Annotated in this window: 8 protein-coding genes and 1 pseudogene; 7 read left to right on the top strand and 2 right to left on the bottom strand. The window is 44.4% G+C overall.

Annotation, left to right across the window (positions count from 1 at the left end; translation table 11 throughout):
• Positions 1–361 precede the first annotated feature (361 nt).
• Positions 362–3,163, top strand: a complete 2,802-nt coding sequence (gene ygjK, locus AWH66_RS21855; protein WP_063603476.1) for an alpha-glucosidase — start codon at positions 362–364, stop codon at positions 3,161–3,163.
• A gap of 122 nt (positions 3,164–3,285) precedes the next feature.
• Here the strand turns inward: ygjK and yqeB are convergent, their stop codons facing one another.
• Both yqeB and yqeC read right to left on the bottom strand, forming a co-directional pair.
• Entirely contained in the window at positions 3,286–4,875 is a 1,590-nt protein-coding gene (gene yqeB, locus AWH66_RS21850) for a selenium-dependent molybdenum cofactor biosynthesis protein YqeB (protein ID WP_063603477.1), read from the bottom strand.
• Positions 4,876–4,897: 22 nt separating this feature from the next.
• A complete protein-coding gene (gene yqeC / locus AWH66_RS21845; protein ID WP_167360981.1) occupies positions 4,898–5,701 on the bottom strand; it encodes a selenium cofactor biosynthesis protein YqeC in 804 nt (267 codons plus the stop codon).
• A gap of 57 nt (positions 5,702–5,758) precedes the next feature.
• Here yqeC and AWH66_RS21840 point away from each other — a divergent pair, with 57 nt between their 5' ends.
• The 6 genes and pseudogenes from AWH66_RS21840 to AWH66_RS21815 form a co-directional block, all read left to right on the top strand.
• On the top strand, positions 5,759–6,352 hold the full coding sequence (locus tag AWH66_RS21840) for an NTP transferase domain-containing protein (protein WP_063603479.1): 594 nt from the start codon (positions 5,759–5,761) through the stop codon (positions 6,350–6,352).
• Between the two features lie 294 nt (positions 6,353–6,646).
• Positions 6,647–7,444, top strand: coding sequence for a molybdopterin-dependent oxidoreductase FAD-binding subunit (gene ygfM, locus AWH66_RS21835; protein ID WP_063603480.1), 798 nt, complete (start codon positions 6,647–6,649; stop codon positions 7,442–7,444).
• A complete protein-coding gene (locus AWH66_RS21830) occupies positions 7,444–10,314 on the top strand; it encodes a molybdopterin-dependent oxidoreductase Mo/Fe-S-binding subunit (RefSeq protein WP_063603481.1) in 2,871 nt (956 codons plus the stop codon). The genes ygfM and AWH66_RS21830 overlap by 1 nt, the downstream gene beginning before the upstream one ends.
• Positions 10,315–10,432: 118 nt before the next feature.
• Positions 10,433–11,749 carry a guanine deaminase gene (guaD, locus tag AWH66_RS21825; protein ID WP_063603482.1) on the top strand — a complete coding sequence of 439 codons (1,317 nt, stop codon included), beginning with the start codon at positions 10,433–10,435 and terminating at the stop codon, positions 11,747–11,749.
• Between the two features lie 116 nt (positions 11,750–11,865).
• Complete coding sequence (locus AWH66_RS21820) at positions 11,866–13,224, top strand: NCS2 family permease (RefSeq protein WP_062459333.1); 1,359 nt, start codon at positions 11,866–11,868, stop codon at positions 13,222–13,224.
• A gap of 105 nt (positions 13,225–13,329) precedes the next feature.
• Positions 13,330–13,809, top strand: a pseudogene (locus AWH66_RS21815) (MarR family winged helix-turn-helix transcriptional regulator); the annotation flags it as partial.
• Positions 13,810–14,036: the final 227 nt, after the last annotated feature.

The raw sequence follows: 14,036 nt of genomic DNA, 5'->3' as shown, positions 1-14,036 counted from the left end.
TTTATTCCAAGTTTAACAGTTGTAATTTACTATTCTATTATTAGTGAATGACAACTATTAATTATGGTTGCTACTCTGAAAATATAAATTATCATATTATTCGTAAATAACTTCACATGGTTTCGGTATTTATATAAATATTGGTTTGCTTTATATTCATTTGACGAATGATGCTATTTAAATTGTCAAGTAATGTAGTGCAACGAAAGTAATCTTTCCCCAGAACCACAAATTTTCCTTCGACATTTATTGAGCGAATAACGCTAGTCAGTACTATTCATCTCACATCCCCTGCGTAGAGATTTGTTCTGCAAATCTCCATTAATAATAGTGATTAATATCACAATAAATGGATTGAAAGATGAAAAAGACTATCTTGGCTATTCTTGTAGGTTCGGTTATCTCCCTCTCTGGTTGCAACAGTTCGAGTTCAGATTCGACGGAAACACTACCTTCAACAGACGTAAGCAATTTTGTTAACGTATTAGATAGAGTAGGCAATCCGGATCGAATGAAAGACCGTGATGCGCAAAGTAACTTAAGTTATAACGCATTTACGGACTTAGGTGCGTGGCATGGTCATTTATTACCAAGCGATGATTCTGCGATAGGTTCTGCTGGTGGCATTATGATTGTCGATCAGGAGTACTCTAGTTATATAGCTAATGAAAATTTTGACAAACTTACTCTAATTGATGCAGACAACAATCAAGAAATAAATTTATTATCTGCGGAAGTTAAGGCTTTTTCTACACCAGACGCGTTACATCAAGTTATCGAAAATAATGAATTTAAGATTGAGATGACGACACGTTTTGGTACCAATCGTTCATCAATTATTGAAACCAGAATTAGCAATAAGTTAGAACAAGTGCGTAATCTTAAGCTTGTTTGGACTGGTGGTTTCCTAAGAGATTTTAGTACCGTAGGGGATGATGCCGCTGCTAATACGGTTTATAAGGCGCTTACTGGCGAAAATGGTGGTGTTGAGCTGACGTTTAACAAAGCAGCGTCTTGGTCGGGCTTAAAGAGTGAAGAGGGGGCTGAGTTTTTTGTGACTCGCTCTGTCGATAATGCGACAACTACAGTTACTGACTATAACTATCGTTCCGAAGGCTCGGTCACTATTAACGCGAATGGCAATACTACTTTCTATAACGCGTATTCTTATGTGCACAACCCAACAGAAGCTATCAGCGAAGCGAGTGCGGTGAGCACGTTGTTGCAGCAAGGCGCAACAGCAATGAGCACAGCTAAGGCTCGCTGGAATAATTATTTAAAGCATGGTTTAGCCAACGACGAGGCGACTAAAGCAGAAAGTAATGTTGCAGTGAAAGCCATGATGACCCTTAACGGAAACTGGCGCTCACCAGCGGGTATTGTTCAGCACGGTACCGTCACGCCATCGGTAACGGCTATCTGGTTCTCTGGTAACAATACTTGGCCTTGGGATACATGGAAACACGCGTATGCGATGGCTCACTTTAATCCAGATGTAGCGATGGAGAACATTCGTACTGTGTTCCAGTTCCAAGTGAAAGATGATGACCCAATCAGACCACAAGACGCAGGTTATTTATTGGATGTTGTTAACTACTCGCTACCACAAGATCGAATTGACTCTCGTTACTACGACGACAAATACGACATTCCTTCTGCGGCACAAAACGATGCGTCAATGAACTGGAATGAGCGTAATACTAAGCCTTCGCTAGCGGCTTGGGCTGTAATGGAAATCTACCATTCTCTTATCAACGAATTTGACCGTGCTAATGATGCTCAAGCGTGGATTGATGAAATGTATCCAAAGTTGGTGGCGTATCATGATTGGTGGTTATCAAACCGTGACCACAACTCGAATGGAGTTCCTGAGTATGGTGCGGCTGTTGATCCTTCGCACAACACTGATGATGGACATATGTACATTAAAGTGTGGACAGAGCTAGGTGACGATCTAAAAGCTCTCGTAGGTGCTGATAAGGTGAAAGAGATTGATAGCAACGGCACGTCGAAGCAGTATCAAGTTATCGGTGTGGACTCGTATAACTTGGTTCTGGATAACTACGAAGAGCTGGCTATTACTGGTTACAGCAATGGTTCACAAACAGCGACGTCATGGGAGTCGGGTATGGATGATGCCGCTCGTTTCGGTTTTATCTATGATTTGGCGAAAACAAACTCTCGCGATTGGATCACAACAGTATCTGCAGCAACGGAATACGATCAGCTAGGTCGTTATGCTCAGCAGCATTATAACTTCGATAACACGATTACTGGCTCGTCAGAAAACTGGACCTACAGTGATGTTTCTGATGCAAACATGGCAAAACTGCGTGATGCACGCAAAGACTGGCAGGTACGTTTTGGTGAGAACCACGATAGTGGCACCAACCTAGTTGGCTTCTCTATGCTGCAAGAATCGGTAGACCAAGCGTCTTACATGTACAGTGACAATAAGTACTTATCTGAAATGGCTGGCTTAGTCTCTGATGGCGTTGAAGGGAAAGGCCGTGGACAAGAATTTGTGGAGCATGCAGAGTTTATTAAAGACTACATCAACACTTGTATGTTTGATTCTGCTACCTCGTTCTACTACGACATTCGACTCGTTGACAAAGATGGTAACAGTTTCTTAGATTCATCAGGAATTCCAGTACCTGGGGCCGATTTGAAGCGAGTTGATACGCCTTATCAAGGCAAAAATGTTTATTGTGCGGGTGTCGTATTAACAGAGCGCGGTCAGGCTCCAGACGGCTGGTCACCATTGTTTAACGGCGCGGCGACTCAAGCGAACGCGGACAAGGTCATGGATGTCATGCTTGATGCGAGTAAGTTTGATAGTTCTACAGAATATCAAGGCGAAGGGGTGTCATTAGGAACAGCAAGTCGTGACAACCCAGCTTACGGAGCTGATATCTATTGGCGTGGACGTGTATGGTTGGATCAATTCTACTTCGGCCTTCAAGCTCTTGAGAAGTATGGACGCCATAATGATGCGGTACGCATCGCTGAAGACCTGTTCCAAAACGGTGAAGGCTTTGGTAGCGACGGCGCAATTCGTGAAAACTACAACCCAGAAACAGGGGCGGTTCAAGGTGCCAGCAACTTCAGTTGGTCAGCAGCCCACACTTACATGATGTACCGTAACTTTTACGGAAAGTAGGTGAGTTAGCTTTGTAAGTTCTAATAAAAGAAAACGCCTGATGAGACCATCAGGCGTTTTTTAATATAGTCACTACTATGGTTACCATGCGCTGAAGATGATGGATTACAGGTTAATACCCACTACCGACCACTTAAACACAACATTGCCTCAAGAACACCGCCTGCAACCGCACGAGCTTTATCAGAAATCGTGCAGTGATCAACGTTTTCACCACGCGGATCGACATCGCCCACCTTAAAGCCTTGATGAACGCTCAACCCGTTGTTGAGTAAGCCTCTGACTTTACCGCTCAACGGTGCGTAAACAACCATGTCATCGACTTTCGCGATAGGTTGTCCTTCTTCAACCAGATCACCAAGTTTTACTTCGGCAGTAAAGATACCTACGCCAGGCGCTCTAATTACCCGTTGCTCTGTATACCCTAAGATGCTGCCAGGTATACCTGAATTAGGCTGACATGGACCGTCGTAAATTACTCGACCGAGCTGATGTCCCCGATTGGTTTCTATTGCTGCGTGGCAGTCTTCACCAGCGGTGAAGCCTGGGCCTAAAGCGATGGTGACGGGTGCCATTCTTTTGTGTGTACCAAGGTTCTTTTTCGCAAGAATGGCATCAACAACAAAATCAGGTTTGATGGCCTCTGCGAGTTTTCCTGTTTCGTCAACAAACACAGGAATCTTGCCTTTTTCTAACAATCGGCAGGCTTTATCAAAAGACTGAACTTTTTCCGCAGTAATGCCTTCTACTGTGACAGGTTTACCGTAAAGGCATTGACCAAATGAGACCGTGCAGCGAATCATGGTTGGTTTTTCAATATCGCTCATGACTACTTTAAAGCCGGAATTGTGCAATCTCGCAGCGACACCTGTCGCGATATCACCTGCACCGCGTACAAGCACCAGTTTTTGATTGAAGCTGCCAACGCGTTCTTTCAATTTGGCTCCTGAAGCGCCATTTTTCGCATTAAGTACTTCAGCCAAAATGCTGATGGCGATTTCTTCAGGCGTTTCAGCGCCAATATCAAAGCCGATAGGAGAGTGAATATGATCGATTTCTTCTTGGCTGGTGCCTAATTCGCGTAAGCCTTGGAATAGTGTCTGTACTTTTCTGCGGCTGGCCATTAAACCCGTATATGTAGTCTGTTTCTGGGCGATTGCGTTGATAGCGTCTTGATCTTGGTGGTTGGTGGCGATTATCACGTAGCTGTCTGGTGTGATATCAAGAGAGTCGATGGCACTGAGCATAGTGTCGCCTAATACTCGATGAGTGCCTTGGGGGAAATGCTCCTCTGCTAAGCTGCCTTCATAAGCATCGACAACAGTAATATCGAATCCTAATGGAGCGGCGGCTTGAGCAACGGCTCTGTTTACATGACCAGCCCCTATTAAGTACAGGCGAGGGCGAGAGCCATAGACATCAATTGAAAGCGTCATTGCGCCGCCGCAATCCATACCCATCGCTTCAGGGCCGGTGCGAGTCATTCGTCCAGTAACGACGCGAGGTTTGTTTTCTTTTATTGCTTCAATGGCTTGATCGATCACGTAGCGCTCTATCATGCCGCCACCAATCGTGCCATGAATTTGTCCGCTTTGTTCTACGAGCATGGTTCCAGTGTGACGAGGAGAAGAGCCTTTTGTTTCAATGATATTGGCAAACGCAAATGGTGTATTGGTTTGCTCTAACTGTGCTGCCTTGGCGAAAATGTTCATCCAAACTACCTCTGTGTAAATGCTATAGAGTCCGATTGAAAATGTGGTGGATTGGGTTATCTGCCGTCATTTGTGTTAACGCGAGTTGAGCGAGCTGAGGTTCTTCATCAAATATCTGCTTGGCCAATTCAGTCAGTTGTGCTTTATCGCTGGCTAAATCGAATCTATTGATGACCCATATTTTTTGTTGTTGCTCACTGCATCCTTTAAACAGACCTTGGTCGCTGTGCACCAGTGCTTGAATTTGATTTTTCCCAATGACTGACCCTTCTTTGCATTTCGTTAACATACTGAATTCATTCCAACGATGAATGGCTTCAGGATTAGCCGGGTTAAGTATCGGATCTGCACCAGTGACACCAATTACCACATCACTATGGTTAGGAATGCAAGGCTCGTGCCTAGCAGGTGCCTTAAGAGGAAGTCGGTGTGAACCATCTGCTTCGACGATAAAAACAGAGTACAGTTGTTGTCGCATTAGGGATTCAATCTGGTCACCAGAGAGGCCACGAACCTTCACTTTCGCATCGTTGTCGCTAGGGCATAAACGTTCGCTATAAACAAAAGTAATACCCGTTGATGGTAATGGTGAATGAGAGGCAAAGTCCGTGACTTGATTCAGCTCTGGCGCATTAGGGAAGTACATCTTGGTGGTTGTCGTAACACATACTTTGTGGCCAATTTGCTGGTATTCATTAGCAAGCCGATACAAGAGTTGTGTCTTTCCTCCGCCACCCACCAAGGAAATAGTTATTGGCTCACGGGCACTGGTGGTTCTTGAAATTAATGAATGTGCAAACTCGGAAAAAGAATTATTTGACGACATTGGCATATTTACCCAATTCAATAGATTAAAATACAAAAAACTCAATTCGAATTTCGTATGATAAAAAATAAAAATAACATTGACTGTGTCATTCCAGCAGCCGGATTATCGTCTCGAATGGGATGCTGGAAATTAACTCTACCTTATAAAGACAATACGATCTTAGAGCAAAGTATCACAAATGCGTTGTCATTCTGTACTCGTGTGATCTTAGTGGTTGGGCATAGGGAAGATGAACTGATTGAGCAGTTTCAAGACAACAAAAAGGTCACCATTGTACGAAACCAACATTACCGCTCAGGCATGTTTTCTTCACTTCAATTAGGTATTAATGAGGTCGATACGGAGTTCTTCTATATTAGCCATGGCGATATGCCTTGTATCGCAAGAGAAATTTATAAAACTCTTTGGGAACATAAGGTTACTGGAACGTTGTTCCCCGGTAAACCGCTCGCAACAGGTCACCCAGTGTTGATACATACGACAAGCTTTAAGGCTCAACGAGAGCAAGGGAACTTTGATTCGATGAAATCGATTCTTAAGCTAGGAGAGATAGCCTACCTTAAACTTAGTGACCCTGCTATTCATTTAGATGTTGATACTCCCGAAGCCTACCAAAAACTGCTTAAGTTAACGCAATCAAAGTATTAACTATCAACTTGATAAAATAGTATCGAAAGTATCAATTTGATATTCATCTATCACCTAATAATGAATAATTAATTTGTTAATTGATGGTTAAAATCAATGACAATAAATAACACTTAGCTGGTCTGTGCAGTTTAATTTGATATTGAAAATCACGATCTATATCGCAAATTCTTTCAATATTAGACCGAGCTCACGAATACTAAATAACAAAGTAAGCATTGGCTCAAATGTTGCCTTTTACCTAGTAACAGTTTTTCTGTAATTCAATCTAATCAATGCTAAAAGGCGAAGAATATGAATATTAAATACCTCACGCCGGACACAGTGAGTGCAGCGTTGGAGCTTAAAGCTAACCATGGAAGTCAAGCGGTGTGGTTTGCCGGAGGATCTAAGTTAAACGCAGCACCGACTCGCAGTGATGCAGGTGTTTTTGTCGCAATCGACAAACTGGGTTTGGACTATATCAAACTAGATGGCAACACCCTCACTTTGGGCGCTATGAGCCGAATTCAAGATCTTGTCGACAGTGAGTTAGTCCCAAGCAACATTAAACAAGCTGCGGGGTTCATCTATTCCAGACATCTAAGAAATCAATCAACGATTGGTGGTGAAATAGCTGCTCATCAGTGTGAAGCTCCCCTGGTTCCTGTCCTGATGGCTCTCAATGCTTTAGTTCGCTTCGCGGATGACAAGCAGGTTGAATTGGAAGCTTACATTCAGCAACCAAGTGATGAGCTTATTAAAGAGATCGTCATTCCTGATATCACGCTTGCTGCACTAAGCAAACGAGTTGCAAGAAGCGCTGATGGCCTACGCGTAATTAATGCGTCGGTGTCTGTAGATAAGCAAGGCAAACAGATTGTTGCCATGGAAGGGATTGCGACTCGTTTTGACGAAATCGCTAAGCCAATAAGACTGCGCGATGTTGAAGGTCTGACATTTAGTGGTGATGAACTAGAGCAAGCCATTAAGAATTCAATTCACGCCGTGGACGATATTTGTGGTAGCGCTGAGTACAAAACTTACCTAAGTGCCATAGTGATCTCTGACCTACTAATTGAATGCCGTGAAATGGCAAAGGGGGTAGCGTAATGTCTATTCAATTTAACCTTAATGGCCGACCTGAAACGGCTCATTGCGCACCAGAAACCAACGTTCAAACACTATTGCATTCTATGGGACTACATTCCGTCCGAAATAGTGATGATGGTTGGGGTTATGCGGGCTCAGATGTGGTGTTGTTCAACGGCAAACTTGTGAACGCATCACTGCTTATCGCTGCTCAATTGGAAGGTGGCGAAGTCAAAACGGCCGAAGCACTATCTTCTTGGAATCAACTCAGTTTAGTTCAACAAGCGATGATCGATGTTGGTGTTGTTCAATCGGGATATAACGACCCAGCATTGGCATTGCTGTTGACTGATTTACTAGAGCGTATTCAACAGCCTACACGCGAAGAAATAGACGATGCACTATCTGGTTTGTTTAGCCGTGATGCTGGTTATCAGCAATTCTATGAAGTTGTTGAACTGGCAGTGAAACGCCAAGCTGATCCTCAATACACAGAGATGTTTGCGCCAGAATTTAGAGATGACTTGGATATCGTTGGTAAGAACTGTCCAAAACTCGACTCTGCGAAAATGGTTCAGGCTAAGCCTTGTTATGTAGAAGATCGAATTCCTGCTAATGCCTGTGTCATCAAAATGCTGCGCAGCCCACATGCTCATGCTTGGATCACGCATTTAGACGTATCTAAAGCAGAAGCCTTACCAGGTGTAGTGAGTGTCATAACTCACCTTAACTGTCCTGATATTCCTTATACGCCGGGTGGTCAAAGTGCACCAGAGCCTTCACCGCTTGATCGACGTATGTTCGGTCAAAAAATGCGTCACGTTGGTGACCGTGTTGCTGCTGTTGTTGCCGAGTCTGTAGATATTGCTAACGAAGCGCTGAAACTGATCGATGTTGAGTACGAAGTACTCAAGCCTGTCATGAGTATCGACGAAGCGCGCGCTCCAGATGCACCAATTGTTCATAACGAGCCTATTGAATATGGAGTAGGGGCACCAGACGATCTAGAGCAGCAAAATGCCAACGCTGATCCTCGCGAAGGTAAGCTGATTGTGAATTTCCCAATTGGCTGTGAGCCAAGAAAGAACATCGCTGCAGGCGTTCGTGGACACATTGGTGATCTAGACAAAGGTTTTGCAGAAGCGGACGTTATTTTAGAGCGTACATATGAGTCGAAGCAGGTACAGCAACTGCCAGTCGAAACCCATATCTGTTACAGCTACATGGATGGCGATCGCGTCATCATGCACGACTCTACACAAGTGCCTTGGCACGTACGTCGCCAAGTCGCCAAGATCCTTAATGTGAAACAGAACAAAGTTCACATCGTCAAAGAGCGTGTCGGTGGTGGCTACGGCTCAAAACAAGACATCCTTCTTGAAGACGTGTGTGCTTGGGCAACCTATACCACGGGTCGTCCAGTATATTTCCACCATACTCGCGAAGAAGAGTTTATTTGTAACTCCACTCGTCACGTAGCGAAAGTGACCGTGAAACTGGGGGCGACCAAAGACGGTAAGCTTACCGCTATTGATATGGAGTTCCTCGCGAATACTGGCCCTTATGGTAACCACGCATTGACGGTACCATCAAATGGTCCTGCCTTGTCACTACCGCTTTACCCTTGTGACAACGTCGATTTCCGAGTCACTACGTACTATTCAAATATCTGTCCAACAGGTGCTTATCAAGGTTATGGTGCGCCGAAAGGTAACTATGCATTGACGATGGCGATGGCGGAACTTGCGGAAGAATTAGGTATTGACCATCTCGATATGATTGAGAAAAACCGAGTCGTTGAAGGCCAAGAACTTAAGATTCTTGGTGCAATCGGCGAAGGTAAAATGCCAACTACCACTCCTAAGGTACACAGTTGTGCGTTAGAAGCGATTCTTCGTGAAGGTCGTAAACTCATCGAATGGGATTCACCAAAAGATCATCAAGGTGATTGGAAAGTGGGTCGCGGTGTGGCGATTATTCAACAGAAATCAGGGATTCCTGATATCGACCAAGCGAACTGCAGTATCAAGATGGCTTCTGATGGTACTTTCATCGTTCATTCAGGTGGTGCAGACATCGGTACAGGTCTTGATACAGTGATCGCCAAGTTAACTGCTGAAGTTCTTAAGTGTCCACTGGAAGATATTACGATTCATTCTGGTGACACTGACCATGCACCTTTCGATAAAGGCGCGTATGCCTCTTCGGGCACTTGCTTCTCTGGTAATGCAGCGAAACGCGCTGCAGAAGCGATGCGCGAGAAAATCTTGAAGTACGGTGCGGAAATGCTTGAAGAGTCGGTTGAAAATGTACAAATCGTCGCACCTGGCTTGGTAAAAGGGCCTGCTGGTGAAGTAACTTTCTTCGACATCGCTCATAAAGCAGAAAGCGGAACGGGTTGGGGACAACTGTTGGCTTCAGGATGCTTCACTACTGCTGAGTTCGCTTTCCCTTACGGGGCAAACTTTGCTGAAGTTGCTGTCAATACTAGAACCGGTGAAATCCGACTTGATAAGTTCCATGCATTGCTCGATTGCGGTACGCCAGTGAACCCTGATTTGGCACTTGGTCAAATCTACGGTGCGAGTATGCGCGCTATCGGTCACAGCTTGTTTGAAGAGCTAATTTACGACGACAACGGTGTGCCAATTAACACCGATCTTAAGAGCTATGGTGCGCCGAAGATTGGTGACATTCCAAAAGATTTCAAAGCGGTGTTGGTGCCAAGTGATGATCCAGTTGGACCATACGGTGCGAAATCTATCTCTGAAATTGGTGTAAACGGTGCAGCGCCTGCCATTGCAACAGCAATTCATGACGCTTGTGGCGTATGGCTACGCGAGTGGCACTTTACACCAGAGAAAATCCTCAAAGGTCTCAACAAATTATAACAAACAGTGCGGCAGCGGAGACCAAAAAACGCTGCCGCACATTTATTACAAATAACGGGAAGTAATGCCTCTGTTAGTGAGCAAAGTAGTGAATAGGGGCGTTAAGGTCGAGGTAATTATGCAATATACCCAATCAATTAAGGCTATTAGGGCTTCAATACTTGATATCACAAAAGTAGTTGATAAGCCTGAAGATATCGAACAGCACGTACGTTTTATTGAAGATGGACTTCTTCTTGTTGACCAAGGTCGTATCGAGTGGGTCGGCGAATGGGAAGAAGGCAAAGATAAAGTCCCAGACTCAGTACGTATTCGTTTTTATCCAGGCAAAATTGTCATGCCAGGATTTATTGATACCCATATTCATTACCCACAAGCAGAAATGGTTGGCGCGTATGGTGAACAGCTACTTGAATGGCTGAACAACTATACGTTCCCGACAGAAGCGCGCTATAAAGACAGAGACTACTCCAAGGAGATGTCTAAGTTCTTTATTAAGCAGTTGCTTCGAAATGGCACGACAACAGGCATGGTATTCGGAACGGTTCATCCAGAGTCCGTAGATGCACTATTCTCTGAAGCAAACAAACTCAATATGAGAATCGTCGCTGGTAAGGTCATGATGGACCGCAACGCGCCAGATTACTTACTAGACACACCGGAGACAAGTTACAACCAAACTAAAACACTGATTGAGAAATGGCATAAAAAGGACCGTCTGCTTTACGCGATTACCCCAAGATTTGCACCCACTTCCACACCGGAACAGTTGGAAATGGCGCATAAGTTAAGAGAGGAATACCCAGATACGTATATTCATACGCATTTGTCAGAAAACAAGAACGAAATTGCTTGGGTTAAAGAACTTTTCCCTGAACAAGACGGTTATTTAGATGTTTATCACCATTATGGCCTGACTGGATCAAAGAGTGTATTCGCACATTGTGTTCATCTAGAGGACCAAGAGTGGGACTGCATACAAGAAACGGATTCAGCTATCGCGTTTTGTCCAACTTCCAACCTGTATTTAGGCAGCGGCCTATTCAAAATGCAGGAGGCGTGGAAACGAAACGTGAAAGTAGGTATCGGGACGGATATCGGCGCAGGAACCACTTTTAATATGATGCAAACGTTAAACGAGGCATACAAAGTTGCTCAATTGCAGCAGCAAAAGCTCTCGGCGTTTGAGGCATTATATTTGGCGACATTAGGTGGAGCGAAAGCACTCTCTCTAGACCACCTATTGGGCAACTTTGAGGTTGGCAAAGAAGCTGACTTTGTTGTGATTGATCCTTGTGCGACACCGCTCCAGCAACTTCGATACGACAACTCTTCTGAACTTATTGAAAAACTGTTTGTGCTCATGACCCTCGGCGACGATAGAAGTATTTATCGTACCTACGTTGACGGGTGTTTGGTTTATGAGCGCAGCTGATTTTATGGCAAATATAGCAAATACAGCAGATGCATTGGTCTCAATACAAGGGATGACCAAGACTTAATGAAAAGGAATATAACATGTCCGAAAATATCTCAAATCAGCAAAGTACGATGGAGATTGCTGAAGATAAACCCACGTCAACCAACAATAGTTGGGTCGACAATTACTTCTTAATCTCACAACGTGGTAGTAATTTTAGGCAAGAGTTAATTGCCGGACTTACTACCTTCTTAGCCATGGTTTACTCAGTGATCGTAGTACCAAGCATGCTTGGTGTTGCTGGGTTTGACCAAGGCTCCGTCTTTATCGCCACCTGTTTGGTTGCGGCATTTGGTTCACTGCTCATGGGCTTTTGGGCTAACTTGCCGATGGCTATTGGTTGTGCGATATCCCTAACCGCCTTTACCGCTTTCAGCTTGGTGCTCGGGCAAGGAATATCTATACCTGTTGCGCTGGGAGCGGTCTTTTTAATGGGTGTTGTCTTTACTGCGATTACCGTTACAGGGGTAAGGCAGTGGATCCTAACAAACCTACCTTTTGGTATTGCGCACGGCACGGGTATTGGTATCGGTTTGTTCTTGCTACTTATCGCAGCGAATGGTGTTGGTCTTGTGGTGAAAAACCCAGTGGAAGGTCTACCTGTTAGCTTGGGTGAGTTTACTTCGTTCCCTGTTATCATGTCAGTACTTGGCTTAGCAGCGATTTTCGGCCTAGAGAAGCGTCGTGTTCCTGGTGGAATTTTACTGGTTATTGTTGCGATTTCTGTGCTAGGTCTGATGTTTGATCCAAGCGTTAAATTCCAAGGCGTCTTCGCCATGCCATCGTTTGGTTCAGGTGAAAGCTCACTACTTGGTTCAATGGACATTATGGGTGCATTAAGTCCACTTGTTCTCCCTAGTGTATTAGCCTTGGTTATGACGGCAATTTTCGATGCGACTGGTACGATTCGTGCGGTAGCGGGACAAGCTAATCTACTCGATAAAGATGGCAACATCATCAACGGTGGTAAAGCACTGACGTCTGACTCAGTCAGTAGTATTTTCTCTGGTTTTGTTGGTGGTGCGCCAGCAGCGGTTTATATCGAATCTGCGGCAGGTACTGCTGCGGGTGGTAAAACAGGTCTGACTGCCGTTGTGGTAGGTGGTTTGTTCCTATTGCTACTGTTCCTTGCTCCACTTAGCTACCTTGTTCCAGCTTACGCGACAGCGCCTGCACTGATGTATGTAGGTCTATTGATGATGAGCAATGTTAGCAAGCTAAAACTTGATGACTCTGTTGATGCGTTATCTGGTCTTGTTTGTGCGGTATTCATCGTACTAACCGGTAACATCGTGACAGGTATCATGCTTGGTTTCCTAACGCTAGTATGTGGCCGCGTGGTATCAGGCGAGTGGAAAAAACTTAATGTTGGTACTGTGTTGATTACTATCGTATTGGTGGTGTTCTACGCGGGCGGTTGGGCGATTTAAGACGCATGTCGATAAGCTCGATGAACGTGATTATAAGTAGATAAAAGCAAGGGCACCTCGAATCACTTTCTTGGTGCCCTTATTGTTGGTTGGAAGGGGATTAATATGGACCTGATGGATTGTATTGCTGAACTGTGGAAACACGAGCGACCGGAGCTAGATACAGAGCCAATGGTTCTTATTGGGCGATTAATGCGAGTGAGTAAATGTGTAGAACAAGAACTCGCGAGTTTATGCCGTCAATACAGTTTGAAAACCGGAGAGTTTGACGTGCTGGCTTCACTATTGCGCTCTTCTGCACCTTATCGTTTAACTCCCAGTGAACTCACGCAGTCTTTAATGCTGACATCAGGCGCAATGACTCATCGCCTTGACCGTTTGGAGAGTAAAAAGCTGATTGCCAGATACCATTCGAACTGTGATAGACGTTGTGTTGTGGTTCAACTTACGCAAACAGGATATGACATCGCTAACGCTCTGATTGATGCTCACGTTGATAAACAAAAACAGTTGGTGTCCGGTCTTTCTTTGGAACAACGACAACAAACCACAGCGCAATTGAAAGTGTGGTTGGAGCATGTAGAGAAGGGCGGTTATACGGAACCTCAACAGGACGAGAATGTACTTCAACGGCAGCGTAAAGCGAAAGCTATCGATATACCTAACCAGCCGGAAGTCGTATTAGAAAGCTAAACATTTAGCTGACAATTAATGTGAGAATAATGAGCTATCAATATGATAGCTTTTTTATTGTTATGATAGATGTAATTAACAAAACACTCGAACTTACTATCATAAAAAACCGCATTAAA

The organism is Vibrio barjaei (assembly GCF_001639065.2).
GTDB lineage: Bacteria > Pseudomonadota > Gammaproteobacteria > Enterobacterales > Vibrionaceae > Vibrio > Vibrio barjaei.
The sequence above is the reverse complement of the archived record's forward strand: the minus strand, read 5'-3'. Positions and strand labels throughout refer to the sequence as shown.

Coding starts and splice junctions, on each gene's coding strand:
- ygjK (WP_063603476.1), top strand. CDS start 362: ATGAAAAAGACTATCTTGGCTATTCTTGTAGGTTCGGTTATCTCCCTC.
- yqeB (WP_063603477.1), bottom strand. CDS start 4,875: ATGAACATTTTCGCCAAGGCAGCACAGTTAGAGCAAACCAATACACCA.
- yqeC (WP_167360981.1), bottom strand. CDS start 5,701: ATGTCGTCAAATAATTCTTTTTCCGAGTTTGCACATTCATTAATTTCA.
- AWH66_RS21840 (WP_063603479.1), top strand. CDS start 5,759: ATGATAAAAAATAAAAATAACATTGACTGTGTCATTCCAGCAGCCGGA.
- ygfM (WP_063603480.1), top strand. CDS start 6,647: ATGAATATTAAATACCTCACGCCGGACACAGTGAGTGCAGCGTTGGAG.
- AWH66_RS21830 (WP_063603481.1), top strand. CDS start 7,444: ATGTCTATTCAATTTAACCTTAATGGCCGACCTGAAACGGCTCATTGC.
- guaD (WP_063603482.1), top strand. CDS start 10,433: ATGCAATATACCCAATCAATTAAGGCTATTAGGGCTTCAATACTTGAT.
- AWH66_RS21820 (WP_062459333.1), top strand. CDS start 11,866: ATGGAGATTGCTGAAGATAAACCCACGTCAACCAACAATAGTTGGGTC.